Annotated in this window: 30 protein-coding genes and 2 tRNA genes; 12 read left to right on the forward strand and 20 right to left on the reverse strand. The window is 65.6% G+C overall.

The genetic code is table 11. The features are described 5' to 3' along the window. Nucleotides 1-70: 70 nt before the first annotated feature. From ccoS to ccoN, 7 genes are all read right to left on the reverse strand, one after another. A complete protein-coding gene (ccoS, locus tag ABNQ40_RS28205) occupies nucleotides 71-274 on the reverse strand; it encodes a cbb3-type cytochrome oxidase assembly protein CcoS (protein WP_109048081.1) in 204 nt (67 codons plus the stop codon). After that, complete coding sequence (locus ABNQ40_RS28210; RefSeq protein WP_109490731.1) at nucleotides 180-2,714, reverse strand: heavy metal translocating P-type ATPase metal-binding domain-containing protein; 2,535 nt, start codon at nucleotides 2,712-2,714, stop codon at nucleotides 180-182. The genes ccoS and ABNQ40_RS28210 overlap by 95 nt, the downstream gene beginning before the upstream one ends. A gap of 38 nt (nucleotides 2,715-2,752) precedes the next feature. Next, a complete protein-coding gene (locus ABNQ40_RS28215; protein WP_098740632.1) occupies nucleotides 2,753-3,283 on the reverse strand; it encodes a FixH family protein in 531 nt (176 codons plus the stop codon). 222 nt (nucleotides 3,284-3,505) lie between these two features. Beyond that, complete coding sequence (gene ccoP / locus ABNQ40_RS28220; protein WP_109048082.1) at nucleotides 3,506-4,396, reverse strand: cytochrome-c oxidase, cbb3-type subunit III; 891 nt, start codon at nucleotides 4,394-4,396, stop codon at nucleotides 3,506-3,508. A 3-nt stretch (nucleotides 4,397-4,399) separates the two neighbouring features. After that, nucleotides 4,400-4,561, reverse strand: a complete 162-nt coding sequence (locus ABNQ40_RS28225; RefSeq protein WP_012972963.1) for a cbb3-type cytochrome c oxidase subunit 3 — start codon at nucleotides 4,559-4,561, stop codon at nucleotides 4,400-4,402. A gap of 15 nt (nucleotides 4,562-4,576) precedes the next feature. Continuing rightward, a complete protein-coding gene (gene ccoO, locus ABNQ40_RS28230) occupies nucleotides 4,577-5,314 on the reverse strand; it encodes a cytochrome-c oxidase, cbb3-type subunit II (protein ID WP_109048083.1) in 738 nt (245 codons plus the stop codon). A 21-nt stretch (nucleotides 5,315-5,335) separates the two neighbouring features. After that, nucleotides 5,336-6,832 (reverse strand): cytochrome-c oxidase, cbb3-type subunit I, encoded by a 1,497-nt coding sequence (ccoN, locus tag ABNQ40_RS28235; RefSeq protein ID WP_098740635.1) that lies wholly within the window; start codon nucleotides 6,830-6,832, stop codon nucleotides 5,336-5,338. Between the two features lie 246 nt (nucleotides 6,833-7,078). Here ccoN and ABNQ40_RS28240 point away from each other — a divergent pair, with 246 nt between their 5' ends. The 3 genes from ABNQ40_RS28240 (at nucleotide 7,079) to ABNQ40_RS28250 (ending at nucleotide 9,357) form a co-directional block, all read left to right on the forward strand. Beyond that, nucleotides 7,079-7,636: a hypothetical protein gene (locus tag ABNQ40_RS28240; protein WP_109048084.1), complete on the forward strand. Its 558-nt coding sequence runs from the start codon at nucleotides 7,079-7,081 to the stop codon at nucleotides 7,634-7,636. Nucleotides 7,637-7,687: 51 nt separating this feature from the next. Further along, on the forward strand, nucleotides 7,688-8,038 hold the full coding sequence (locus ABNQ40_RS28245) for a cupin domain-containing protein (protein WP_109048085.1): 351 nt from the start codon (nucleotides 7,688-7,690) through the stop codon (nucleotides 8,036-8,038). A 107-nt stretch (nucleotides 8,039-8,145) separates the two neighbouring features. Then, complete coding sequence (locus ABNQ40_RS28250; RefSeq protein ID WP_109048086.1) at nucleotides 8,146-9,357, forward strand: class I SAM-dependent rRNA methyltransferase; 1,212 nt, start codon at nucleotides 8,146-8,148, stop codon at nucleotides 9,355-9,357. Nucleotides 9,358-9,417: 60 nt separating this feature from the next. Here the strand turns inward: ABNQ40_RS28250 and gluQRS are convergent, their stop codons facing one another. After that, nucleotides 9,418-10,308: a tRNA glutamyl-Q(34) synthetase GluQRS gene (gene gluQRS / locus ABNQ40_RS28255; protein WP_109048087.1), complete on the reverse strand. Its 891-nt coding sequence runs from the start codon at nucleotides 10,306-10,308 to the stop codon at nucleotides 9,418-9,420. Between the two features lie 77 nt (nucleotides 10,309-10,385). Next, nucleotides 10,386-10,553 (reverse strand): hypothetical protein, encoded by a 168-nt coding sequence (locus ABNQ40_RS28260; RefSeq protein WP_014248815.1) that lies wholly within the window; start codon nucleotides 10,551-10,553, stop codon nucleotides 10,386-10,388. Nucleotides 10,554-10,951: 398 nt separating this feature from the next. On the opposite strand from ABNQ40_RS28260, the gene ABNQ40_RS28265 reads away from it, so the two are divergent. After that, nucleotides 10,952-11,515, forward strand: a complete 564-nt coding sequence (locus tag ABNQ40_RS28265) for an HNH endonuclease (RefSeq protein WP_109048088.1) — start codon at nucleotides 10,952-10,954, stop codon at nucleotides 11,513-11,515. 58 nt (nucleotides 11,516-11,573) lie between these two features. Here ABNQ40_RS28265 and ABNQ40_RS28270 read toward each other — a convergent pair whose 3' ends face one another. Next, nucleotides 11,574-12,161 (reverse strand): demethoxyubiquinone hydroxylase family protein, encoded by a 588-nt coding sequence (locus ABNQ40_RS28270; protein WP_109048089.1) that lies wholly within the window; start codon nucleotides 12,159-12,161, stop codon nucleotides 11,574-11,576. Continuing rightward, nucleotides 12,158-12,694, reverse strand: coding sequence for a disulfide bond formation protein B (locus ABNQ40_RS28275; RefSeq protein WP_247879580.1), 537 nt, complete (start codon nucleotides 12,692-12,694; stop codon nucleotides 12,158-12,160). The genes ABNQ40_RS28270 and ABNQ40_RS28275 overlap by 4 nt, the downstream gene beginning before the upstream one ends. A 246-nt stretch (nucleotides 12,695-12,940) precedes the next feature. On the opposite strand from ABNQ40_RS28275, the gene ABNQ40_RS28280 reads away from it, so the two are divergent. Beyond that, nucleotides 12,941-13,025, forward strand: a tRNA-Leu gene (locus tag ABNQ40_RS28280). A gap of 32 nt (nucleotides 13,026-13,057) precedes the next feature. On the opposite strand, the gene ABNQ40_RS28285 is transcribed toward ABNQ40_RS28280, so the two are convergent. Further along, complete coding sequence (locus tag ABNQ40_RS28285) at nucleotides 13,058-13,411, reverse strand: carboxymuconolactone decarboxylase family protein (RefSeq protein ID WP_109048403.1); 354 nt, start codon at nucleotides 13,409-13,411, stop codon at nucleotides 13,058-13,060. A gap of 217 nt (nucleotides 13,412-13,628) precedes the next feature. On the opposite strand from ABNQ40_RS28285, the gene ABNQ40_RS28290 reads away from it, so the two are divergent. From ABNQ40_RS28290 to ABNQ40_RS28300, 3 genes are all read left to right on the forward strand, one after another. Next, complete coding sequence (locus ABNQ40_RS28290; RefSeq protein ID WP_109048404.1) at nucleotides 13,629-14,012, forward strand: rhodanese-like domain-containing protein; 384 nt, start codon at nucleotides 13,629-13,631, stop codon at nucleotides 14,010-14,012. 85 nt (nucleotides 14,013-14,097) lie between these two features. Further along, nucleotides 14,098-14,319: a hypothetical protein gene (locus ABNQ40_RS28295; RefSeq protein ID WP_109048405.1), complete on the forward strand. Its 222-nt coding sequence runs from the start codon at nucleotides 14,098-14,100 to the stop codon at nucleotides 14,317-14,319. Nucleotides 14,320-14,327: 8 nt separating this feature from the next. Next, nucleotides 14,328-14,501 (forward strand): hypothetical protein, encoded by a 174-nt coding sequence (locus ABNQ40_RS28300; protein WP_158285536.1) that lies wholly within the window; start codon nucleotides 14,328-14,330, stop codon nucleotides 14,499-14,501. A gap of 81 nt (nucleotides 14,502-14,582) precedes the next feature. Here the strand turns inward: ABNQ40_RS28300 and ABNQ40_RS28305 are convergent. Continuing rightward, nucleotides 14,583-14,667, reverse strand: a tRNA-Leu gene (locus ABNQ40_RS28305). Between the two features lie 254 nt (nucleotides 14,668-14,921). Here ABNQ40_RS28305 and ABNQ40_RS28310 point away from each other — a divergent pair. Beyond that, nucleotides 14,922-15,095 (forward strand): hypothetical protein, encoded by a 174-nt coding sequence (locus ABNQ40_RS28310; RefSeq protein WP_199235251.1) that lies wholly within the window; start codon nucleotides 14,922-14,924, stop codon nucleotides 15,093-15,095. Between the two features lie 32 nt (nucleotides 15,096-15,127). Here ABNQ40_RS28310 and ABNQ40_RS28315 read toward each other — a convergent pair whose 3' ends face one another. Further along, nucleotides 15,128-15,373: a hypothetical protein gene (locus ABNQ40_RS28315; protein ID WP_109048406.1), complete on the reverse strand. Its 246-nt coding sequence runs from the start codon at nucleotides 15,371-15,373 to the stop codon at nucleotides 15,128-15,130. Nucleotides 15,374-15,491: 118 nt separating this feature from the next. Continuing rightward, nucleotides 15,492-16,277 carry a molybdopterin-binding protein gene (locus ABNQ40_RS28320; protein WP_109048407.1) on the reverse strand — a complete coding sequence of 262 codons (786 nt, stop codon included), beginning with the start codon at nucleotides 16,275-16,277 and terminating at the stop codon, nucleotides 15,492-15,494. A 66-nt stretch (nucleotides 16,278-16,343) separates the two neighbouring features. On the opposite strand from ABNQ40_RS28320, the gene sfsA reads away from it, so the two are divergent. The 3 genes from sfsA to ABNQ40_RS28335 all read left to right on the forward strand — a co-directional run bounded on the left by sfsA (nucleotide 16,344) and on the right by ABNQ40_RS28335 (nucleotide 19,292). Further along, nucleotides 16,344-17,096, forward strand: a complete 753-nt coding sequence (gene sfsA / locus ABNQ40_RS28325; protein WP_109048408.1) for a DNA/RNA nuclease SfsA — start codon at nucleotides 16,344-16,346, stop codon at nucleotides 17,094-17,096. 60 nt (nucleotides 17,097-17,156) lie between these two features. Then, on the forward strand, nucleotides 17,157-17,966 hold the full coding sequence (map, locus tag ABNQ40_RS28330; protein ID WP_109048409.1) for a type I methionyl aminopeptidase: 810 nt from the start codon (nucleotides 17,157-17,159) through the stop codon (nucleotides 17,964-17,966). A gap of 537 nt (nucleotides 17,967-18,503) precedes the next feature. Next, a complete protein-coding gene (locus ABNQ40_RS28335; protein ID WP_146255408.1) occupies nucleotides 18,504-19,292 on the forward strand; it encodes a hypothetical protein in 789 nt (262 codons plus the stop codon). Between the two features lie 278 nt (nucleotides 19,293-19,570). Here the strand turns inward: ABNQ40_RS28335 and ABNQ40_RS28340 are convergent, their stop codons facing one another. The 5 genes from ABNQ40_RS28340 to ABNQ40_RS28360 all read right to left on the reverse strand — a co-directional run bounded on the left by ABNQ40_RS28340 (nucleotide 19,571) and on the right by ABNQ40_RS28360 (nucleotide 22,211). Beyond that, a complete protein-coding gene (locus ABNQ40_RS28340) occupies nucleotides 19,571-19,816 on the reverse strand; it encodes a hypothetical protein (protein WP_109048411.1) in 246 nt (81 codons plus the stop codon). Then, a complete protein-coding gene (locus ABNQ40_RS28345) occupies nucleotides 19,816-20,577 on the reverse strand; it encodes a lysozyme (protein WP_391348073.1) in 762 nt (253 codons plus the stop codon). Before ABNQ40_RS28345 ends, ABNQ40_RS28340 begins: the two co-directional genes overlap by 1 nt. A gap of 74 nt (nucleotides 20,578-20,651) precedes the next feature. Then, on the reverse strand, nucleotides 20,652-20,918 hold the full coding sequence (locus ABNQ40_RS28350) for a hypothetical protein (protein ID WP_109048413.1): 267 nt from the start codon (nucleotides 20,916-20,918) through the stop codon (nucleotides 20,652-20,654). Between the two features lie 2 nt (nucleotides 20,919-20,920). Then, the gene (locus ABNQ40_RS28355) at nucleotides 20,921-21,472 is read right to left on the reverse strand and encodes a hypothetical protein (protein WP_146255409.1); all 552 of its coding nucleotides are present in this window, start codon (nucleotides 21,470-21,472) and stop codon (nucleotides 20,921-20,923) included. Nucleotides 21,473-21,497: 25 nt separating this feature from the next. Then, on the reverse strand, nucleotides 21,498-22,211 hold the full coding sequence (locus ABNQ40_RS28360) for a hypothetical protein (RefSeq protein ID WP_158285537.1): 714 nt from the start codon (nucleotides 22,209-22,211) through the stop codon (nucleotides 21,498-21,500). Nucleotide 22,212 lies beyond the last annotated feature (1 nt).

The following is a 22,212-nucleotide window of genomic DNA, read 5'->3' on the forward strand; positions in this document are numbered from 1 at the left end:
TGGTGGCAATCGCTCAGAATCGCAACCTTGCACGCATACAACCTTTTCTATGCCCATACGGGATTTGGCACTATTGCCCGCGCACGGCCTCCGCCGGCTTGGCCGGTTCACCGCCCGCGCGGGGGGCCGACGGCAGATCGTCGTCGAACAGGACGCGGTGGGCCGCCCCGTCCAGATCGTCAAACTGGCCGGACTTCAGCGCCCACAGAAAGGCCGCCAGTCCCAGCCCGCCCAGGCTCAGCGCGATCGCGATCAGATAGAGAAGCTCGTCCATCACCCGAATCCTTACCCGGCAGTTCCCGAACGGCGATGTCCCGCACGGGAAGATCCTTGACGACGGCGCCGCGGGCCAGCCGCAGCGCGTTCAGAATGACGATCAGCGACGACGACGACATCGCCAGCGCCGCCAGCAGCGGCGTCAGCATGCCGCCCATCGCCAGCGGCACGGCGCACAGGTTATACACCAGGGCGATCCCGAAATTCTGCCTGACCAGATGGCCGGACCGGCGAGAAACCTCCACCGTCTCGACGATCGGGCGCAGCAGCCGGCCCTGGAACACCACGTCGGCCGCGGTCTGGCTGACATCCACCGCGGTGGAGGGCGACATCGACACCGCGGCGGCGGCCAGCGCCGGGGCGTCGTTCAGCCCGTCGCCGACCATCAGCACGGTGCGGCCCTGCCCGGCCAGTTCGGCCAGCGCCGCGGTCTTGTCGGCCGGCGTCTGTTCGGCCCGCCAGTCGGCGATGCCCAGCCGCGCCGCCACCGCCGCCACCGCGCCCCGGCGGTCGCCCGACAGCAGCTTCACCTCCAGCCCGCGCGCCTTCAGCGCCGCCACCACCGCGGCGGCGTCGGGGCGCGGGGCGTCGAGGAAGACGATCCGCCGCGGCTCCTCGCCCGGACGGGCCAGCCACAGTTCCGGACCGGCGGCGTCCTCCGCCTCCAGCGGCGCGCCGGTGAAGCGGCGGCTGCCCAGCCGCACCTCGCCATCCGCCGTCTGGAGGGACAGGCCGGCGCCGGCGATCTCGCGCACGCCCGCTGCCACCGGCACCTCGGGTGCTGCGGCGGCCAGCGCACGGGCCAGCGGGTGGCGGCTGGCCGCGGCGAGCGAGGCCGCCAGCGCCAGATCCTCCGCCGACAGCCCTTCCGCCGGCAAATCGTCGATCTGCGGCACCGGGCGCCCTTCGGTCAGGGTGCCGGTCTTGTCGAACACCACCGTGTCGATGGCGGCGAGCCGCTCCAGCGCGGTCGGGCTCTTCAGCAGCGTGCCCTGGCGCATCAGCCGGCCGCTGGCAATCACCTGCACCACCGGCACCGCCAGCGCCAGCGCGCAGGGGCAGGTGATGATCAGCACGGCGATGGCGTTCATCAGCGCGTCCTGCCACACCACACCACCCAGCAGCATCCAGCCGGCGAAGGTGGTCAGCGCGGTCAGGTGCACCACCGGGGCATAGAGGCGGGACACCCGGTCGGCGATGGCGACATATTTGGCGCGGCCCTGCTCCGCCACCTCCATCAGCCGGACGATCTCGGCCAGCAGCGTGCCCTCCCCCACAGCGGTGACGGTCAGGCGCAGGGGGGCGGTCAGGTTGAGGGTGCCGGCGAAGACCTGATCGCCCGGCCGCGCGGTGCCCGGCACCGTCTCGCCGGTGATCAGGCCGGTGTCGAGGTCGGACACGCCGTCGGACACCCGGCCGTCGACGGGGATGCGCTCGCCGGCCGCGACCAGGATGACGGTGCCGGGGACGACCTGCTCCGGCGCCACCACGGCGCTGGTGCCGTCCGCGTTCAGGATGGTGACGGCGTTGGCGCGCAGGCCCAGCAGCTGTTCGGCCGCCGACCGCGCCCGGCCGCGCGCCCGCTGGTCGAGGTAGCGGCCGACCAGCAGGAAGAACAGCAGCATGACGCCGCCGTCGAAATAGGCGTGCTCGCCGCTGTGGATGGTCTCGAACAGGCTCATGCCGGTGGCGAGCAGCACGCCGATTGTGATCGGCACATCCATGTTGGTGCGGCCATGGCGGAGAGCCGACAGCGCCGAGCGCGCGAAGGGACGCAGCGCATAGGCGATGGCCGGCATGCAGATCAGCGCCGAAATCCAGTGCATCAGGTCGCGGGTGGCGGTGCCCATGCCCTGGCTGTGGCCGGCCCAGACCGACACCGACAGCAGCATGACGTTGCCCATGGCGAAGCCGGCCACCGCCATGGCGCGCAGCAGTTCCTTCTCGCTCTTCGCCTGGGCGCCGCCCAGCCGGTCGGGGTCGAAGGGAACGGCGCGGTATCCCAGCTGGGCCACGGTGCCGACCACCGCGTTGGCGTCGGTCGCCTCGGGCGTCCAGCGCACGGTCAGCCGGCGCGTGGTCATGTTCATGCGGGCCTGGGCGACGCCCGGCTGGCGGTTGAGTGCCGATTCGATCAGCCAGACGCAGGCCGCGCACTGCATGCCGTCGACCATCAGGTGAAGGCTGCGGCTGCCGTCCTGCTCATCACGGGCATGCGGCTCGTAATCGACCGCCGGGGCATCGTCGGGACGCAACGGGCGGGCGGTGGGATCGACGCTGCGGCGCTCGTAATAGCGCTCCAGCCCCAGCCCGCGGACAAGGTCGTAGGCGGCGGCGCAGCCGGTGCAGCAGAACGGCCCGGCGCCATCGCCGGCAGTCGGGCTGCCGGCCTGCGCATTGTCGCCAAGCTCTTGTCCGCAATGGAGGCAGACGGTCATCTCGACATCACCCTGGCTGTCCCGGTCGCGGCACGCCGTCACTGCACCCAGACGCGCTTCCGGTCCTGATAGTCGCCGGTGGCGTGGGTGATGACGAATCGCATGTCCCACTGGCCTTCCAGGTCCAGCTCCACCGGGGCGCCATAGCGGCCCTCGCCCAGATAGGGCAGCGAGAGGGTCTTGTCATGACCCTCGGAGATCGGGCGGATCATCGTCACGGTGACGGCGGCGTCCTTCAGGATCTGGCCCTGCTTGTCGCGGACGGTGATGGCGATCACGCCCTTGCGCGGTTCGGTGCTGGTGAAGTCCGGCTGGACCTGCCAGCCGCGTTCCGCCTGGGCGCGGGCTCCGGCCAGATCGTTGTTGTAGCCGAGCCCCTTGATGAAGTGGTTCTCGGTCTCGATCCCGGTCCAGCTCGACACCGCGAAATGGACCATCACCCCGTTCACCGCCAGGACGACCATGAAGACGCCGACGAAGATCCAGGGGATGTACCATCCCGGCTGGCGCGGCGCCTTCAGGCGTTTCGGGGGGAGGGGGCGGTTTCCGGTGGTGGTGCTGATGCTCATGGTCGCTGGCTGCCCTTCGACTGGTCGGCGGCGTGTGATCGCGGGAACTATGGCGACCGATTGCCGCAGGTACATTGCGATGGATCAAATGACAGGAAGTTAACGAAACCGCCGGCCCCCCGCATGTCCCGCAAAGAAAAAGGCGCCGGGGAGTGACCTCCCCGACGCCCTTTCCGGTCGGTTCCGCAACGGTCCGCCCGGACGTTAGCCCCGGACGTTAGACTACTTGCCGCCGCCCAGGTTGTGGACGTAGACGGCCAGCGACTTGATCGTCGCATCGTCCAGACGCTTGGACCAGGCCGGCATGACGCCGGCGCGGCCGTTGGTCACCGTCTCGACCAGCGTCTGCTTGTCGTTGCCGTAGAGCCAGTTGGCCTGTTTCAGCGGCGGAGCGCCGACGCCGTCGACACCGGCGGCAACCGAACCCTGGGCCGCGTCGCCGTGGCAGGCGGCGCAGTTCTCGTCATAGACGGTCTTGCCCTTGGCGGCCTTGCCCGCATCGGCGGTCTTGCCGTTCAGCGACAGCACATAGTCCGTGACCTGATCGATCTGGTCGCGGTTGAGGATGCCGTCCTTGCCGAAGGCGGTCATGCCGACGTTCGGCGTGCCGCGGGTGTCGCCGTCATCCGAGCGGATGCCGTGCTGGATGGTCTTGTAGATGTCGGCCGAGGAGCCGCCCCACAGCCACACGTCGTCGGCCAGCGTCGGGAAGCCCTTGGCACCCTGGCCGCCGGCGCCGTGGCAGGCGGCGCAGTTCTCGTTGAAGTAGGACCGGCCGCCGGCCATCGCGAAGCCCAGCAGGTCCTTGTCCTTCTGGATTTCGTCGACCGACTTGGCGGCGATGGCGGTCAGGTACTTGGCCTGGCCGGCCTTCGCTTCCGCCAGCCTGGTGTCCAGCTCCTCGCGCTGGGAATATCCCAGGATGCCCTTCGTGTAGGTCTTGCCCAGCGGCCAGGCCGGGTAGAACACGTAGTACACCATCGCCCAGGCGATGCAGACGTAGAAGAGATACAGCCACCACTTCGGCAGCGGATTGTTCAGCTCGCGCAGTCCATCCCACTCGTGGCCGGTGGTCTCGACGCCGGACAGCTCGTCCTTGTAATTCTGTGCCATGGTCTAAAGCTCCTGACCATCATCCTTGAGCGGGATCTGGGCGGCGTCGTCGAAGGTGCGGCGGTTGCCGGGCCACATGGCGTAAACCAGGATGCCCGTCAGCAGCAGCATCAACCACACCGTCCAGAAGGACCGAAGCATCACCGTGATCGAATCCAAGTCCATGGATTCCTCCCCCGATTACTGCTGCAGCTGCTTGGACTGGTACTTGGTGAAGTCCACCATGGTGCCCAGCACTTGCAGGTAGGCGACGAGAGCGTCCATTTCGGTGACGGTCTTTTCGCCGGTGAAGTTCGCCACCACGGCCTTCGGGTAGCGCTTCATCAGCCCGGCGGTGTCGCCGTCGGGGTTCTTCTGCGCTTCCAGGTCGGCCTTGGCGTTGGCGATCTGCTCGTCGGTGTAGGGAACGCCGACGATCTTCAGCGTCTTCAGGTGGTCGCCGATGTCGCCGTAGCTCAGCGGACGCTCCTTCATCCAGCCGTAGGTCGGCATGATCGACTCCGGCACGACTGCGCGCGGGTTCACCAGATGGGCGACCTGCCAGGCGTTGGAGTATTTGCCGCCGACGCGGGCCAGATCGGGACCGGTACGCTTGGAGCCCCACTGGAACGGATGGTCGTACATCGACTCCGCCGCCAGCGAGTAGTGGCCATAGCGCTCGACCTCGTCACGGAACGGACGGATCTGCTGGCTGTGGCAGTTGTAGCAGCCTTCGCGCAGGTAGATGTTCTGCCCGGCCAGTTCGAGCGGGGAGTAAGGACGGACCCCCTCCACCTTCTCGATGGTCGATTCGATGGTGAAGAGCGGGACGATCTGAACCAGACCGCCGATCGACACGGTGATCAGCACGAGCACGATCAGCAGAAGGGTATTCCGCTCGATCAGGTCGTGGCTGAAGCCCTTTTTATCCTGAGCCATTTCTCGCATCCTTCCCTAGCGTCAGGCCGCGCCGACCGTCGCCTTGTGCGGCGTGGTGACATAGGGCTTCTCGATGCGGACATCGCCCTTCGCCGTGCGCCACAGGTTGTAGACCATGATGAGAGCGCCGGTGACGAACAGGACGCCGCCCATCGCGCGGATCACGTAGAACGGGTGCATCGCCGCGACGGTCTCCACGAAGGAGTACTGGAGGAAGCCCAGGTTGTCGTAAGCGCGCCACATCAGGCCCTGCATGATGCCCGACACCCACATGGCGGTGATGTAGAGCACGATGCCGATGGTGGCGGTCCAGAAGTGGTAGCTGACCAGACGCATGCTGTAGAGCTGCGAGCGCTTCCACAGCACCGGCACGAGATAGTAGATCGCGCCGAAGGAGACGAAGGCGACCCAGCCGAGAGCGCCGGAGTGCACGTGGCCGACGGTCCAGTCGGTGTAGTGCGACAGGGCGTTGACCGGCTTGACCGACATCAGCGGGCCTTCGAAGGTCGACATGCCGTAGAAGGCGACCGAGGTGACCAGGAAACGCAGGACCGGGTCGGTGCGCAGCTTATCCCAGGCGCCCGACAGGGTCATGATGCCGTTGATCATGCCACCCCAGGACGGCATCCACAGCATGACGGAGAAGGTCATGCCCAGCGTCTGCGCCCAGTCCGGCAGCGAGGTGTAGTGCAGGTGGTGCGGACCGGCCCAGATGTAGAGGAAGATCAGGGTCCAGAAGTGGACGATGGACAGGCGGTAGGAATAGACCGGCCGCTCGGCGCGCTTGGGCACGAAGTAGTACATGATGCCCAGGAAGCCGGCGGTCAGGAAGAAGCCGACCGCGTTGTGGCCGTACCACCACTGCACCATGGCGCTCTGCACGCCCGACACGAAGGTGTAGGACTTCATCCCGAACAGCGACACCGGGATGTTGATGTTGTTGCCGATGTGCAGGATCGCGACGGTCAGGATGAACGCCATGAAGAACCAGTTCGCCACATAGATGTGCGACTCGCGCCGCGTCATCACCGTGCCGATGAACTGGACCGCATAGAGCACCCAGGTGACCGTCAGGTACAGGTCGAGGATCCACTCGGGCTCGGCGTATTCCTTGCCCTGGGTGAAGCCCAGGACATAGCTCAGCGCCGCGAGCACGATGAAGACGTTGTAGTTCCAGAAGATGAACTTCGCCAGCCCTTCGCCCCCGAAGAGATACTGACGGCAAGTCCGCTGGACCGAATAAAGCGAAGTGGCGAACAGCACATTGCCGCCGAACGCGAAAATCACGGCCGAGGTGTGGACGGGGCGCAGGCGCCCAAAGCTCGTCCACTCCAGCCCGAGATTCAGCGCCGGGAAGGCCAGCTGCAGAGCGATGAAGGTGCCGGCCAGGAAACCGACCACGCCCCAGAACACTGCAGCGATCACGAAGAGTCGGATGGCGTCCTCATGGTAACGCACGTCTTCCGACACCCGCTGGCTGCCCAGGGTGGCCCCTGAAGTCAGAGTCGCTGATGTCATACAATCTCTCCCGTTTGCCCCGGGCGGCCGCGGGGCCGCGCCTTCTGGGTTGCACCACCACTGGGTACGTACTGTTAAGGAGCGGGACAGGTTGCACTCGGAAATGCCGAAAGGGACGCCGGGCGCGCCTGTCTCCAATGGCGCCCACTATGTGTATGGGGGGGTTCAGCAACATTGATCTACGTCAACGACCCTTCCGCCCCGGGGCTGCCATCGTTCAGTGTCCTTGCAATCGGCCGGGCTGAAATGGACGACGGTTTCATCGCTAAACCCCTTGGTCGGCGCCAGATCGACCAGGCCTACCCACTGGTCTGCGCCATGGCACCGGGCCTGGGGGTCGACCAATGGCGCGCATTTGCCGCAGCGGTTCTGGACAGCGCAACCCTGGAGGGCAGCGGAGATGGCCACCTGCCGGCGAGCCGGGGCATCATGACCGTGCAGAACGCGCAAGGGTATCTGCACGGTCTGTTCTCCTACACGGCCGAACCGCATCTGCTGCACGGGCGGACGCTGTGCGTCGACAACTTCGTCGTGCTCGACCTGTTCGACGTCGCCGGCGTGGCGGAAGCCCTGTTGCAGGCGATGGAGGGGCTGGCCCGGCGGCTGGGCTGCGCCGCCATCCACACCACCCTGCCCGACCGTTTCGCCCGGCCCGATTCCCTTCAAGGCTCCCGCCGCGACCCGATCCCCGACTGCTTCCGCACCGAAGGGCACCGGCAGGAAACGATCCGCTTCTGCAAGGATCTGGCGGTGGTCAACGACAATGCCCTGACGCCGGCGGAGGGGCGGCGCGACGCCGAGTAGCGCCTGCCGGCCCTGGTCATTCAAAGACAACATCGAGGGGGAACGTCCCAGATGAGCGGAGCGCGATTCGGCAGTCTGCTGGAGGGACTTCCCGCAAGTCCGCAGCCCGACGAACTCTTCACCACCCTGGCGGCGCTGCCCGGCTCGCGGATCGAGCGGATCGTCTCCACCGGCCAGTCCTCCCCTGACGGCTTCTGGTACGATCAGGACTGGGACGAGTTCGTCCTGCTGGTCGCAGGCGCTGCCACCTTGCAGGTGGAGGGAGAGGACGACCGCCTGCTGTCCCCCGGCGACTGGGCGCTGCTGCCCGCCCGCACCCGCCATCGCGTCGCCGCCACCGCCGCCATCGCCACCGGGGGGCCGACCGTTTGGCTGGCGATCCATGCTGGTGAGTTGCGGTGAGCCGGACAGCACCACCGGAGCGGAGTAGAGGCCGGGCGGAGCCGCATGGACTGGACCGACCACCGCAGCCATTGCGCGCCGCCGATTTGCCGCTAGGATGCGGGCCCATGAGCGACACCGGCACCAAACCCGTCAAGAAATACCCGGCTATCCATCTGCAGTCCGGCCGCCAGCGGCGCGTCATGCAGGGACATCCCTGGGTCTATTCCAACGAAGTCCAGATGGACACCACCGCCAAGGCGGTGCCGCCCGGCAGCCCGGTGCGGCTTCTGGACCCCGGCGGGACGCCGCTGGGCATCTACACCTTCAATCCGCACACGCTGATCGCCGCCCGGCTGCTGTCGAGCGACCCGGCGACCGTGGTGGATCAGGCCTTCATCGCCGACCGGCTGCGCCGCGCGGTCGAACTGCGCGACCGGCTGTTCAGCCGTCCCTTCTACCGCGTCGTCCATGCCGAGGCCGATGGGCTTCCCGGGCTGATCGTCGACCGCTTCGACGATGTGGTGACGGTGCAGGCCAACTCCGTCTTCATGGACCGCCGGATCGACGAGATCCTGGCCGCCATCGACGAGGTGATGGCGCCGCGTGCCGTCATCCTGCGCAACGACGGCAGCCAGCGCGCGCTGGAAGGGCTGGCGGAGGAGACCCGGCTGGCCAAGGGCGAGATCGACGGCTCGATCCGCCTTGAAGAGAACGGCGCCACCTTCTTCGCCAACCCGCTGGACGGCCAGAAGACCGGCTGGTTCTACGACCAGCGCGACAACCGCGCCTTCATCGCCTCGCTGGCCAAGGGCGGCCGGGCCATCGACTTCTACAGCTACAATGGCGGCTTCGGCATCCAGTGCGCGGTGGCCGGCGCCACCCAGGTGATCGCGGTCGACCGCTCCGCCCTGGCTCTGGAGAACGCCACCCGCGCCGCCGAGGCGAACGGCGTCGCCGACCGCTTCGAGGCGCGCAAGGCCGACGCCTTCCAGGAGATGGAGCGGCTGGGCACCGCCGGCGAGACCTTCCAGGTGGTGGTCGCCGATCCGCCCGCCTTCGTGAAGTCGAAGAAGGATCTGGCAGCCGGCAGCCGCGCCTACCGCAAGATGGCGCGTCTGGCGGCGAAGATCACCGCCCCCGGTGGCTATCTGCTCTGCGGGTCGTGCAGTCACAATGTCGATCCGCCGACCTTCGCCGAACTGGTCGCCCGCGGTCTGAACGACGCCGGCCGCACCGGCCGCATCCTGCGCAGTGCCGGCGCCGGGCCCGACCATCCGGTCCACCCGCACCTGCCCGAGTCGGCCTATCTGAAGGCGATCGTGCTGCAACTGGACTGAGTGCAGCCGGCGTGAGCATCAGGGGCGGACGTACACACGCGGTACGTCCCCCGTACACCCTTAGCTCCGGCCCGGCGACGGCACGTACGGCTCGGACCCGAGCCCTAATCCTGCGAATCCCGCCATCGCCCGCACCTCGGCCGGGCTGCGGCCTTCGTCCCGCAACGAACGCAGGGACTGGGCGCGGTCGCGCTTGGCCAGCCGCTCGCCCGCTGCATTCCGCAGCAAGCCGTGATGGTGGTAGTCGGGGGGGTCGTAGCCCAGCAAAGCCTGCAACAGCCGGTGCAGGTGGGTGGCGAAGAACAGATCCTCGCCGCGGGTGACCAGAGTCACGCCCTGGAGATGATCGTCGACCGTGACGCTGAGGTGATAGCTGGTCGGCGTGTCCTTGCGCGCCAGCACCACGTCGCCCAGCAGATCCGGCGTCCCCTGCTGCCAGCCCTGCGCCCGGTCGTGCCAGCGCAGCGGCCCGGTCAGCCGGCAGGCGGCCTCCACATCGAGTCGCAGCGCCCAGGCGTCGCCCCGCTCGATCCGTTCGGCGCGCTCCGCGGTGGAGCGATGACGGCAGGTGCCGGGATAGAGCGGCCCGTCGGGACCGTGCGGAGCCGCACCGGCCCGCGCGATCTCGGCGGCGATGTCCTTGCGGGTGCAGAAACAGGGATAGAGCACGCCCAGCGACTCGAGCCGGGCCAGAGCGGTGCGGAAATCGTCGAAATGGTCGGACTGGCGGCGGATCGGACCGTCCCAGTCGAGGCCGAGCCACGCCAGATCCTCGATCAGCTCGTGCTCGTGGTCCGGACGGCAGCGGTTGGGGTCGATGTCCTCGATCCGCAACAGGAAGCGGCCGGCGGCGCTGCGGGCGGCGGTCCAGCCGAACAGCGCGGAATGGGCATGGCCCAGATGCAGACGCCCGGTGGGGCTGGGGGCGAAGCGGGTGACGAGATCGCTCATTCCCGCTTTATAACGGCTGGCGCGCATTGGATGTAAGCGCAGATCGGACAGGAGAGCCGATCAAACATAAGGGCGGATCAGATATAGGGATTGTCGCGGATCGGCTCGACCGGGATCTCTTCGCCTTCCAGATAGAGCGCCAGACGGCGGCGCAGCTCGCGGTCGAACGCATCGATGCGGATCTGGCGCTCACGCTCCTCGCGTTCACGGCGCTTCTGGGCGAGGTCGATGATGACGGCGGTCATGGCGGACTTTCCTCGGGGTCGCTTCCGGCCGGTTCGGACCGGCGGGATCGGCTTGGATCAACGAGGTCCACCATCGCGCCGTCATGGTTAACGAGGGGTAAGCGCGCAAGGCAGGCGCGACTGTTTTTTGCCGATGTCACAGCCACCGCGGGTGGTGCCGGTTGACCGCATCCCCGCCGCTCCCGGCTTGCCCACAGCGCGAAAAAGGTTACACAACGGTGAAGAAATTCGGACCCACCGGGTCAAGATATTGAGTCTCGGCCCCCGATCCACTATGTATCTGGTTGTCCCGGAGGACGATTTGGCCGCCGGGGTACAGCAGACACGACCCCGCGCACGGTGCCGCAGCAGTGTCGCGTGCCGGGATCCAGACACGGTCTCAGACAAGGGAGTGGCCATTGGCTCCACCACCCGATCACTGTCCGGCTCTGGTGCTGAACGCGGATTTCCGCCCGCTCAGTTACTTCCCCTTGTCGCTATGGTCCTGGCAGGAAGCGGTCAAGGCGGTCTTTCTGGAACGGGTCAACATCGTATCGCACTATGACCGGGTCGTCAGATCCCCAAGTTTCGAAGTCCAGTTGCCCAGCGTCATCTCGCTGAAAGAGTTCATCCCGGCCACGCGGCGCCCGGCCTTCACCCGCTTCAACGTCTTCCTGCGCGACCGCTTCACCTGCCAATATTGCGGCCGCCCCTTCCCCACCCACGACCTGACCTTCGACCATGTGATTCCACGGTCCCGCGGCGGTCGGACAACGTGGGAAAACGTCATAACATCCTGCTCGGCTTGCAATCTGGCGAAAGGCGACCGCCTCCCCCACGTCTGCGGCATGATCCCCCTCAGTCCGCCCTTCCAGCCCAGTGCCTACGAGCTGCAAGAGAACGGACGCGCCTTCCCGCCAAACTTCCTCCATGAAAGTTGGCGGGATTTTCTTTATTGGGACTCGGAACTGGATCCGATGTAAGGGCTGGCGCCGCGGTGTCAACGGATGGGGGCCGCTGCCGGCCCCTGCATCCGCCCCGTCACACCCGTTCCGCCACCCAGATCACCGCCCGCGTGCCGGCCTTGATCGCCGCCGACAGCAGCGGATAGCCCGCCGCGCGCTCCGCCTCGTTCTGCAAGCCGATGTTGCGGTGCTCGACCTCTTCCGCCTGGAACTTGCGGATGCTGTCGGACAGCTCCTGCTCTTCCCCGCCGAGATGAGGCAGCTGCGCCTCGTAATGCTCCTCGATCACCTCTTCGACCGCGACGGTGCAGGCCATCGCCGCCCGTTCGCCGAGGATCGCGGTGCCGGCGCCCAACAGGAAGCCGGTGACGTGCCACAGGGGTTGCAGCAGGGTCGGCCGCACCCGGCGCCGGTTCAGCTGCTTTTCGAAATATTCGAGATGAACCAGCTCCTGCTCGGCCATGTGGCGCAGGGTCTTGCCGTGGCGGCCCTTGCCCATGACGGCGATCTGGCCCTCATAGATGCGCTTGGCGCCATATTCGCCGGCATGGTCGACGCGGACGATGCGGGCCAGCCGGTCGCGCCGCGGCAGGTCGCCGGGCAATGCGCCATGACGGGGGGCGCCATGACGGGAAATGGCGGTGGGAGACGTCGTTTCACTCACAATGCGGTCCTCGACACCGGGGTGCGGGTGTAGGCGATGCGTGCCGCGGCGAAGGCGTAGGCCGCCAGCGCCAGCGAGATCGCCACGTTGTAGCCCGCCATGGAGATCCCGAACAGCGACCACGCCACTTCGTCACAGCGGGTGACCGGGGCGGCCAGCACCTGGGCGCGCAGCGCCTCCAGCGAATTGGCTGCGGCCGAGCCGCCGCAGGACGAGGTGCCGGCCCACCAATGCTGCTCCACCCCGACATGATAGGCGGCGATGCCGGCACCGGCCAGCAGGGCCAGCCCGCTCGCCACCAGCAGCGCGTCGCCCAGCCCCTTCCAGCGGCGGAACAGCCAGGTCACCAACCCCAGCACCATCACCGCCACATAGGGCCAGCGCTGCATGATGCACAGCACGCAGGGCTGGTAATTCAGCACGAACTGGAAGAACAGGGCCGACAGCAGCACCCCGGCGCTGGCCAGGGCCAGCAGGAGGGCGGCGATGCGGGGATCTTCGAAGGCACGGGAGAGGAAGGGCTTCGTCATCATGGCCGACAAGGTAGCGCGTGCGGGGCCGTTCGGCCAGCCGTCCGCAACGCCCGCAGCACGCCTGCGACGGCATGACAGGGCGGCGGCATCGGCAGGGAATAAGCGGCACCGTGGCTGCGTCGCCGCGGGCTGGGGTTGGGGCGGGGGGTCGAGGCGTCCCGGACCGGGACAGCGAACCGGGATGCCCGGACGCCCGTTCTTTTACACTTTCCGTTTGCGGACTGTTGCGCTAGAAGAGGCGTCGCTGCGGGCGTGGTGAAATTGGTAGACGCGCCGGACTCAAAATCCGGTTCCGCAAGGAGTGTCGGTTCGAGTCCGACCGCCCGCACCACCCGGTCCCGTCCTATGGGATCGCGGTTCCGGTCAGACGGCCGCCTTTTCGGTGAACTGGTCGAATGCTTCGACCGCCTGGGCGGCATACATCACCGACGGCCCGGCGCCCATATAGACCGCCATCCCCATCGCCTCCATCACCTCGTCGCGGCTCGCCCCCTGTTTCATCGCCGCTTCGGCATGAAAGGCGACGCAGCCGTCGCAACGGATCGCCACCGCGATGGCAAGCGCGATCAGTTCCTTGGTCCTGGTGTCCAGCGCATTTGCCTTGAGCGCCGCCTGGGCCATCCCGGAAAAGGCTTTCATGACCTCCGGGGCGCCGCCGCGCAGTTCACGGATGGCGCCGGACAGCTCGCCGGTCATCTGCGGCCAGTTCTTGTGCATGGGTCATCTCCTGGTGGTGAATGGACGCTCGCCGGACTGCCGAGTCGCCGGCTAGCCGGAATCGCCTTGGAGGAAAGGCGAACGCGAACTACGGAGAGCATCGTCCCATTGACTTTATATTAGTGTATGCTAATTTATTGATCAAGGGCGGTCCACCGGTCCTTTTTCCTCCGATGCCGCCGCCCGCCCCGCAATCCCCTTTCAAGGATCGACTCCGATGTTCCTCTGCTCCCTGATGCGACGCCTGTTCCCGACCGCGCAGCCCGACAAGCAGGGAGGCGCCGACGGGATCCTGCAGGTCGATCCGCAGACCGCCATTCAATGGCAGGCCAGGGGCGAGGCGGTGATCGTCGATGTCCGCGAACCGCATGAGCACGCCGCCGGCCATATCCCCGGCGCCATCCTGAACCCGCTGTCGCGGTTCGACCCGTCGCGCGTCCCGACCGAACCCGGCAAGCATGTGGTTTTCCATTGCCAGGGAGGGCGACGCTGCGGTCCCGCTGCCGAGCGCATGATGGCCGCCGGCCACACCGGCACCATCAATCGTCTGCGCGGCGGCTTTTCCGCCTGGACCGATGCCGGCGGCCCGATGGAGCGCTGACAAGTCCCCCTCAAAGCCGCTGGCCTGCGCGTCACGGCGGACGTATGTGTCTGTCGGTCACAGACAGATATGCAGGGACCGTCGAATGAAGCCCGCCCCCGTTCCTTCCGCGGACTCTTCCCCCATCGTCGTCGACGAAACCGGACCGCAGAGCTTCACCCTCACCGTGACGTTCGACGGCCAGCGGTTCGAGTGTGGCAGTTACCTCAACCGTGCGGCAGCGATGCAAGCCGGCCGCCTTTTCCTTCAACGCAAGGAGGGGGAAGCGGCCAACGGCCGGACGAAACGAAAGCCGGGCAGGAAGTGACGCCCGACATGCCGCCCGATGACGACCGCACCCGCCTCGCCGCCAATGTCGGCGCGGCCATCGCCGTCATGATCGTCCTTGGTCTGGGATACTGGCTGATGGGCGCCTTGATGCATCAGTCCAAGACCGAGGATTGTCTGCTGGCCCATCGGCGCAGCTGCGGCACGGTGGAGCTGCGGTGAGGCCGCCGGCCGCTGGCCCGAAGTTATTGCCGTATCGCCGCCAGCCAGCGGCAGGACTGAAATTTAACAGCGTCGTCAATATGGTGCGGGCGGTGGGACTCGAACCCACATACCAAGAGGTGAGGGATTTTAAGTCCCTTGCGTCTACCGGTTTCGCCACGCCCGCGCCCCGGACTCTGCCATTGCAAGCCGATGCTGGCGCACCGGACCGACGACGGCAAAGCTCATGTCCATGAAGCGGTCCCGCGTTGCCCGCGGAGATTGCATACCAGGATATGCAACGCACCGTTCCGTGGTCATGACTTAGACAATCGCGGGGCTGTGGGTCAAGGGGCCTTCGCAAAACCGCAGGCATTCCCATATCGAAGGATGCGCAACTGGGGCCGGCCCGGACCAGGTCGGGGACGGAAAGGAGACGGCGTGAGCGAGACGCAATGGATGTCGCTGGTGGCGCTGCTGATGGTCGCGGTCCTCGTGGTGCCGGCGGCCCTTCGCCGCAACCGCGGGGCGGTGCTGCGCAATGCAGCGTTGTGGCTGGCGCTGATCGTCGCCCTTGTCTGGATTTACGACCGCTTCGGACCGTTCGGCAACTGACAGCGGCCCTGCGCCAGCCTCATGCCGCGGCGTTAGGGACGGGTGTCCTCGTTCATCGTCATGATGCCGATTCCCATCGACACGCTGCCGAAGGTCAGCATCAGGCCGGCATAGAGCATCACCGTGGCGGTGATGCCGTATTCACTGCTGCCGATCAGGGTCGCCAGCTTGGCGACGTCGAACCACAACAGCCCGCTTGCCAGCACCACGGCGCCGGCGATGCCGGCGAACAGATGGCGGAGAAGAAACAGCAACGCTGCTTTCTCGAAGCTCTTCATGGCGGGGCTCCCGCGGCGGGCATGGTGCGGATAACAGGAAATTAATGTAGGACCGAATCGGTCCACGGCAATCGATCCGCCGACATATCCCTCGTCAGAGCAGCCGTCATACCCGCCACTATCCTTTCGTACCGACCGTGACGGTCGGCGTGCCGCCAAGACCGCGGATGATCTCCGCCAGCTCATCGGCCGCGCCCGTCACCTCAGCCTCGTCGGTGCCGCGCAGCACCAGGCTGACGCCGAAGAAGCCGTTGCGGAAGTAAGGATAGCTACCGATTTCCAACGCCGGATTGCGGTCCTGCAAGGCAGACAGCTCGGCGGCGATCACGCCTTCTCCCAGTTCGCAGGCCACCGTGCGGGCATGCAGAGCAGGGCCGCCGGCCAGCCGCGGCAGGATGCCGTCCAGCATCGCCCGCATGATGTTGGGCACGCCGGCCATGACGAAGACATTGCCGATCTGGAAGCCCGGCGCCTGGCTGATCGGATTGTCGATCAGGATGCCGCCGGCCGGGACGTTGGCCATGCGCAGCCGCGCCTCGTTCAGATGGCCGGCGGCGTAATGACGCTCAAGCCGGGCAACGGCCTCCGGATTGCGCTCCAGCGCCACGCCGAAGGCCTTGGCGACACAGGCGGCGGTGATGTCGTCGTGGGTCGGACCGATGCCGCCGGTGGTGAAGACATAGGTGTAGCGGGTGCGCAGGGCGTTGACCGCGGCGACGACCTCCTCCTCCACGTCCGGCACCACACGTGCCTCGCGCAGCCGCACGCCGATCTCCGTCAGCTTTTCGGCGATATGCCCCAAGTTGGCGTCCTTGGTGCGGCCCGACAGGATCTCGTTGCCGATCACCAGCACGGCGGCGGTCGGGTTGGTTCCGGGCGGGATCGCGGCGGCTTCGGACGTCATCTGGCGGGGGTCTCCATCGGAACGCTCTTGTCGGGCGGGAGGGGCAAGGGTAGCGTCGCCGCCAAGATGCGCTTTCCCACGCCCCTTCTTCAAGGCCGCCTGATCCGCCGCTACAAGCGGTTCCTTGCCGACGTCCTGCTGGACGGGGTGGAGGTGACGGTGCATGTCCCCAATTCCGGCAGCATGATCGGCCTGGACAGTCCGGGCTCCGCCGTCTGGCTGTCGCGCTCCGACAACCCCAAACGCAAGCTGGCCCACACGCTGGAACTGGTGGAGGCCGCCGCCCCCTCGGGCGAGGGGCTGGTCGGCGTCAACACCGGCCATCCCAACGCCCTGGTCGCAGCCGCGATTTCCGCCGGCACCATCCCGGAGCTGACCGGCTACGACCGGCTGCGGCGCGAGGTGAAATACGGCCGCAACAGCCGCATCGACGTGCTGCTGGAGGACGATCCGGCCAAGCCTGGAGCCAATCATCTCTCTATGAGGCCTCCCGCCTATGTCGAAGTGAAGAACGTCCATCTGCGCCGCCCCGACGGCCCGCATGGCGACGCCGCCGAGTTTCCGGACTGCGTCACCGTCCGCGGCGCCAAACATCTGGAGGAGATGACGGCGATGGTGGCGCAGGGCTGCCGCGCGGTCATGCTCTACCTTGTCCAGCGCGGCGATTGTTCCCATTTCCGCACGGCGGCCGATCTCGATCCGGCCTATCATGACGGACTGCGCCGCGCACTGGATTCGGGGGTGGAGGCGCTGTGTTGGTCTTGCGCGATCACGCCCGAATCGATTGAATTGGACCGGCCGCTGCCGATCCGGCTTTAGAGTTGCGGCGGCAGGTCTTCGGCATCCGGCTTTTGGTTACCTGGCATAGGGGCTTTCGTCTTGGAACAGGATCACGTCGAATCCAACCGCGTCCGCCTTCATGGTCCGGAGGGATTCGAAGGCATGCGCAAGGCCGGTCGTCTGGCCGCGCTGGCACTGGACTACATCGTCCCCTATGTGCAGCCGGGCGTCACCACCGGCGAGCTTGACCGCCTGCTGGAGCAGTTCATCCGCGACCATGGCGGCATTCCCGCGCCGCTGGGCTATCGCGGTTTTCCGCGCGCCAACTGCATCTCGGTCAACCACGTCGTTTGCCACGGCATTCCCGGCGACAAGCGTCTGGTCGATGGCGACATCCTGAACATCGACGTCACGCCGATCGTCGACGGCTGGTACGGCGACAGCAGCCGCATGTATCTGTGCGGCGACGTCGGCGTGAAGGCGCGCAAGCTGGTGGACGTCACCTATGACGCGCTGATGATCGGCATCGCCGCGGTGAAGCCGGGCGCCACGCTGGGCGACATCGGCCACGCCATCCAGACCTTCGCGGAATCCCACCGCTTCTCGGTGGTGCGCGACTTCTGCGGCCACGGCGTCGGCCGCGTCTTCCACGAGCCGCCGTCGGTCCTGCATTACGGCAAGCCGGGCGAAGGTCTGGTTCTGCGGGAAGGCATGATCTTCACCATCGAGCCGATGATCAACACCGGCCGTCCGGACGTGAAGATCCTGGGCGACGGCTGGACCGCCGTGACCAAGGACAAGTCGCTGTCCGCCCAGTTCGAGCATTCCATCGGCGTGACGGCTGAGGGGGCGGAGATCTTCACCCTGTCGCCGGCCGGCTACACGAAGCCGCCTTACCCCGTGGAGTAGGGTTGACGGGTTTGTCGGGGGTGAAAGGCGGGCGCCGTGTCGGTTGATGCGGCCCCCGAGTTGTTTGCGGCGACCGCCAAGCACTCGGTTAACCAGCGCCGCACTGGAAACCGGCGCAACAGCATCAAAACGACCAAGGGCCCGGCAATTGCTTGCCGAGCCCTTGAAGAAACTGGTGCCGCAACAGGGATTTGAACCCCGGACCTACTGATTACGAAAACGTTGACTTCCTTGTCAACCATGAATTTTTCCCACTTTCACCCCGAATTTTGCTCTGAGCAATATCAATGCTTTATCGGGCTGGTGGGAAAGATTGGCCTCGTCCATGTCGAATAGGCAAGGTGAAAAGGTGCTATCGAGTTCGCTGCTCTACAGTATGGTGAATGCCTAATGCGCGTGAGAAAATGCAATTTTAAATAGAAAAAATCCAAGGAAAACCATCTATTTTTCCATTAATCCCTCTTGCTCGCCATCGGATTTTGATATTAAATTGTTTTCTCTCTCTGAGTTCGCCTCCTAATTTTATGGTGGATCGGTATGAAAAAGACGCTGAAGTTGCCTGATGATTTTTTGAATGCTTTAAGTAACGAGCAAAAATTTAAGATCAAAGCAATAGAAGACAGAATCGAGCAAAAATGGAAAACGTTAGATATTATACTTTCGCTCAATGTCATCAACGGCATTGCCGGACCTGTGACCCCTCCACCGATGCCCGAAAGATCTAAAGAACTTCTGGAAGACATAGAAGAAAATATTAAAAAATTATCCCAGGCCCTTGGAATTGGAAAGACTGAAGAAATATCACAACTTGATATCGATAGAAAGAACATCTGGGATGCTGTTAATAGATATGGTATCGCTGTTGTACTTACTTTCATAGACTCACAGATTGTTACGAATATCGAAAAATTTTTTGCGGGTCTAGTTGTTGCTTACATAACCATGTTTAATAGCGGTCAACGAGCACAGTTGCCGGCTAACAAAATATTTGCAGGCGATGCAGACCTTCAAGCGCTACATAAGCGCTTCTATGATCTCCGAGATGAATGGTATGCACATGTCGGACGCAATGATGGGCGACATAATCTTAAGTATCGCATTGACGAAAGTGGTAAGATTTTTATCGATAAAAGCGGAGAGCAAATTACTCCGGAATATCATTTGTCTGAGTTTTCTAACTTGTTTAAGTGCGCAATTCGTGTCTCTTCCTTTATTGAAACTGATATCGACGAAAGAGTATCCGACATAATGAGTTCATTGGATGGAAATCAGAAAGATATTCTATCCGAACATTGGAGCAGAGAAAACCAGAAGCGCATCGAGTGATTATATATTTATATTTTAGCCAAAACCGCTTCTTTGTGTTAAACATTGCCCCAAATGACATATCGGAGGGGATGCATGCCGGAATAATGGTACAGCAATTGCAATTATCGGCCAAAGACTTGTCATGTGAAAACTTTGGCCAATATTGCTAGCGTATTCGCACCCACCCGCACAGCTGCGCTCCTGTCAGATTATGAGCCAACAGCTGCTCGGCCGTTCCATCGGTGAGCGCATCGGCCCGGCTGGTGTAGATTGGGCGGAAGGCGGCGCAGCCGCCCTCAGTCCCGGCTCCACTGCTCGCGCAGCCGCTTAGCAGCGCCAGCAGGATGCCGGCGCAGATCATCCTCAATCCCATGGCGCACCTCTGCGTTCCGGAGTGCCTGTGTAGTCGACTCGAGTGCGGCATCCTGCCGCCCGGCTTGACGCTGAAGCGCCCCAAAGGTGGCGATCCCCGCCAGCACCAAGCTGGCGAGGATCAGGCCGGCAGCCACCCGGCCCCAGCCGGTGGTAAGGAAGGCCAGCATCAGACCGCCTTACGCTGGTCATCCCAACGCCGGTAAAGCATCACTGCCACCGCCAGCCCCAGCAGAGTGGCCACTGCCCAGCCCAGCGCCCCCGACGGCAGCGCCTCCAGCAGGCCCTTGATGGCGGTCGAGACATCGCGCGCCTGGTCCAGCAGTACGGCGACGCCGGCGAGGCCGAGCGCACCGCCGCCGCTGACGGCGCTGACCGACTTGGCCATCGGCTTCATGGCCGGCGCCAGCTCGGCAACCCGGCTGACCGGGTGGACCTCATCTGACAGGAACAGCGCCGCCTCGGCCGCCCGGCGCTTGACCAGGCCGGGCATGACCTTGCCGGCGCCGCGCGTCCATTTGGCGAACTCGGCCGCCGCGCCGGCGGCGTCACCAACGTTCAGCTTCCGCAGCAGGGTGGAGGGCTGGCCGCTCTTCAGGGTGACGAATCCGTCCTTGCCGGCGTCCTTGCCCTTGGCCTTACGGCCGGCGCCGATGTTCATCACGAAGGCGGTCAGCGCCCCGCGCTGGTTGTCGGTCAACTCGACGGTGACGGCGCGGTCGACCACCGCTGCGGCGGTGTCGAGGTCGGCCTGCAGCAGCAGCTCGGCCTGCGCCTCGATGATGGTCAGACTCGGCCGGACGTCCGGGCCAGTGTGGCCGTAGCCGATCGTCCAGGGAGCGCCGCCAGTGGCGGGGTCCGGGTAGGCGGTGAGGCGCAGGCCTTCGGCCTCCTTCACCAGGTCGACGGCGGCTTGCGGGATGGCACGCATGAGGATCCTCCGGGCATGAAAAAGGCCGCTCGCGGCGGCCGGGTCGGTCAGGGTTGGAGTGTTGTCGCGGCCGATCAGGCCGCCGGTGCGCCCAAAGCCATGCGCTCACGCCAGAAGGCGAGATGCGCCTCCCAGGCCTTACGGCAGTGGTCCGCCTCGCCAGTGACGTGCAGGTTGAGCCAGTTGACGACGGCCACCCGGCGGGTACCCCATCGGCGGGCGTGCGGCGTGGCACCGAAGGCGGCCAGCTCGTAGGAAGCGGCGCTGAAGGTGATCTCGCGCTGCCCGCCGGCCAGCACATTCAGCAGACAGGACAGCAGGGACAGGAACTCTCCGAACATGCTCAGGCCTCGATCGTGGCGGCTTGGCGGAACAGGTCATCAAGCTGGGCAGCGGTGAAGCCCAGAGTCTCGGCCATGCTGTTGACCAGCGTACCGGTACGAGTCAGTTCGTTGGCGTATTCCCACGCCTGCCGGGCGGTGGCGTTGGCCGGCAGCGCCAGCAGGGCGTCGTTGACCTGGTCGAACAGTCCGGCGGTCAGCAGCGCCGCACGCGCCTGGAAATTGGTCACCGCCTGGGGCACCGGCGGCTTGGCCGCCTCGATCTCAGCCGGGGTGAGGGCGATCAGCCGATACGCCACCCGCACCGAGTCGGCATCGACTGTCCATTGGTCCAAAGGCAGCGCTTCGGCCCGCTTGCCTTCTTCCACCGGCTTTTCATCGATAAGCGGCAGTGGCGTCCAGCCGGGACACAGGGCCACCCAATCCTCGGCCGACCAAAGCCGCCACGCCTCGGCCGGGTGCTGGATGCCGCCGGGACCGACGAAGGCGGCCTCGTTGGCGTACACGGCGAAGGACCCGTCGTCACGCACCAGCGCCACGGGAAACACGATCATGACACCCTCCATTCGAAGGACCGTTTCAGTATTCGACATAGACGAAGCCCGGAGCCCCCTGCCCCGGCGTGGTGCCGCTGCCGCCCTGCGCACTCGGCCCTGCGCCATTGACCAGGACGCCACCGGCACCGCCACCAGGGCCAGACCCGCCGGTGTCGTCACCGCCACCGCCACCAGCGCCGTATCCGGTGCCACCGGAACTATTCGAGGTTGGGGAGCCGTTCAGGCCGCCCGGCCCGCCTGAGCCACCCGAGATGGTGCCGATCAGCAGGTTGGCTGGCGGGGAAAAGGCGCGGCCGGTGCCTGGACTGCCGCCGGGGCCAATGGTGTTTCCGCCGTTGGCTCCCGGAGCGCCGCCGGTGCCGCCTGTCCCTCCGCCACCGGACCCGGCGCCGCCACCGCCCAGACCATTGCCGCCACGGCTCCCGCCATCGGCGTTTACGCCGGCCTCGCCAGAGCTGACGGACCATGTGTGGAACGACGACGCCGTATCGCTTCCCCCGACGATGATGGTCACCGGGCCGGCCGGGATCGTGACGTTGGTGAGCAACAGATCGTAGCCGGACCCGCCGCCACCGGCGGCGCCGTTCCCCTGGCCCTGCCCGCCCCGCGCTCCGCCGGCGACCATATAGACGCGCTTGATGGTGGTCGTTCCGAAATCGAAGCTTTGCGAGCCCGTCGCGGTGAACAGCTTATATTGCCCTGACGAACCCATAAACAGGGGGTCGAAGCCGAGCATG

It is taken from the genome of Azospirillum sp. A23, assembly GCF_042938965.1.
GTDB classification, from domain to species: domain Bacteria; phylum Pseudomonadota; class Alphaproteobacteria; order Azospirillales; family Azospirillaceae; genus Azospirillum; species Azospirillum melinis.

Excerpts from the sequence above, each read along its gene's own strand:
- ABNQ40_RS28250 (WP_109048086.1), top strand. The coding sequence starts at position 8,146 with ATGAGCGACACCGGCACCAAACCCGTCAAGAAATACCCGGCTATCCAT.
- ABNQ40_RS28315 (WP_109048406.1), bottom strand. The coding sequence starts at position 15,373 with ATGAAGAGCTTCGAGAAAGCAGCGTTGCTGTTTCTTCTCCGCCATCTG.
- ABNQ40_RS28320 (WP_109048407.1), bottom strand. The coding sequence starts at position 16,277 with ATGACGTCCGAAGCCGCCGCGATCCCGCCCGGAACCAACCCGACCGCC.
- ABNQ40_RS28300 (WP_158285536.1), top strand. The coding sequence starts at position 14,328 with ATGCCGCCCGATGACGACCGCACCCGCCTCGCCGCCAATGTCGGCGCG.
- ABNQ40_RS28210 (WP_109490731.1), bottom strand. The coding sequence starts at position 2,714 with ATGACCGTCTGCCTCCATTGCGGACAAGAGCTTGGCGACAATGCGCAG.
- ABNQ40_RS28350 (WP_109048413.1), bottom strand. The coding sequence starts at position 20,918 with ATGTTCGGAGAGTTCCTGTCCCTGCTGTCCTGTCTGCTGAATGTGCTG.
- ABNQ40_RS28345 (WP_391348073.1), bottom strand. The coding sequence starts at position 20,577 with ATGCGTGCCATCCCGCAAGCCGCCGTCGACCTGGTGAAGGAGGCCGAA.
- ABNQ40_RS28335 (WP_146255408.1), top strand. The coding sequence starts at position 18,504 with ATGAAAAAGACGCTGAAGTTGCCTGATGATTTTTTGAATGCTTTAAGT.
- ABNQ40_RS28355 (WP_146255409.1), bottom strand. The coding sequence starts at position 21,472 with ATGATCGTGTTTCCCGTGGCGCTGGTGCGTGACGACGGGTCCTTCGCC.
- gluQRS (WP_109048087.1), bottom strand. The coding sequence starts at position 10,308 with ATGAGCGATCTCGTCACCCGCTTCGCCCCCAGCCCCACCGGGCGTCTG.
- ABNQ40_RS28340 (WP_109048411.1), bottom strand. The coding sequence starts at position 19,816 with ATGCTGGCCTTCCTTACCACCGGCTGGGGCCGGGTGGCTGCCGGCCTG.
- ABNQ40_RS28240 (WP_109048084.1), top strand. The coding sequence starts at position 7,079 with ATGGACGACGGTTTCATCGCTAAACCCCTTGGTCGGCGCCAGATCGAC.
- sfsA (WP_109048408.1), top strand. The coding sequence starts at position 16,344 with ATGCGCTTTCCCACGCCCCTTCTTCAAGGCCGCCTGATCCGCCGCTAC.
- ABNQ40_RS28275 (WP_247879580.1), bottom strand. The coding sequence starts at position 12,694 with ATGATGACGAAGCCCTTCCTCTCCCGTGCCTTCGAAGATCCCCGCATC.
- ABNQ40_RS28245 (WP_109048085.1), top strand. The coding sequence starts at position 7,688 with ATGAGCGGAGCGCGATTCGGCAGTCTGCTGGAGGGACTTCCCGCAAGT.
- ABNQ40_RS28215 (WP_098740632.1), bottom strand. The coding sequence starts at position 3,283 with ATGAGCATCAGCACCACCACCGGAAACCGCCCCCTCCCCCCGAAACGC.
- ccoS (WP_109048081.1), bottom strand. The coding sequence starts at position 274 with ATGGACGAGCTTCTCTATCTGATCGCGATCGCGCTGAGCCTGGGCGGG.
- ABNQ40_RS28285 (WP_109048403.1), bottom strand. The coding sequence starts at position 13,411 with ATGCACAAGAACTGGCCGCAGATGACCGGCGAGCTGTCCGGCGCCATC.
- ABNQ40_RS28225 (WP_012972963.1), bottom strand. The coding sequence starts at position 4,561 with ATGGACTTGGATTCGATCACGGTGATGCTTCGGTCCTTCTGGACGGTG.
- ccoN (WP_098740635.1), bottom strand. The coding sequence starts at position 6,832 with ATGACATCAGCGACTCTGACTTCAGGGGCCACCCTGGGCAGCCAGCGG.
- ABNQ40_RS28290 (WP_109048404.1), top strand. The coding sequence starts at position 13,629 with ATGTTCCTCTGCTCCCTGATGCGACGCCTGTTCCCGACCGCGCAGCCC.
- ccoP (WP_109048082.1), bottom strand. The coding sequence starts at position 4,396 with ATGGCACAGAATTACAAGGACGAGCTGTCCGGCGTCGAGACCACCGGC.
- ccoO (WP_109048083.1), bottom strand. The coding sequence starts at position 5,314 with ATGGCTCAGGATAAAAAGGGCTTCAGCCACGACCTGATCGAGCGGAAT.
- ABNQ40_RS28360 (WP_158285537.1), bottom strand. The coding sequence starts at position 22,211 with ATGCTCGGCTTCGACCCCCTGTTTATGGGTTCGTCAGGGCAATATAAG.
- ABNQ40_RS28295 (WP_109048405.1), top strand. The coding sequence starts at position 14,098 with ATGAAGCCCGCCCCCGTTCCTTCCGCGGACTCTTCCCCCATCGTCGTC.
- ABNQ40_RS28260 (WP_014248815.1), bottom strand. The coding sequence starts at position 10,553 with ATGACCGCCGTCATCATCGACCTCGCCCAGAAGCGCCGTGAACGCGAG.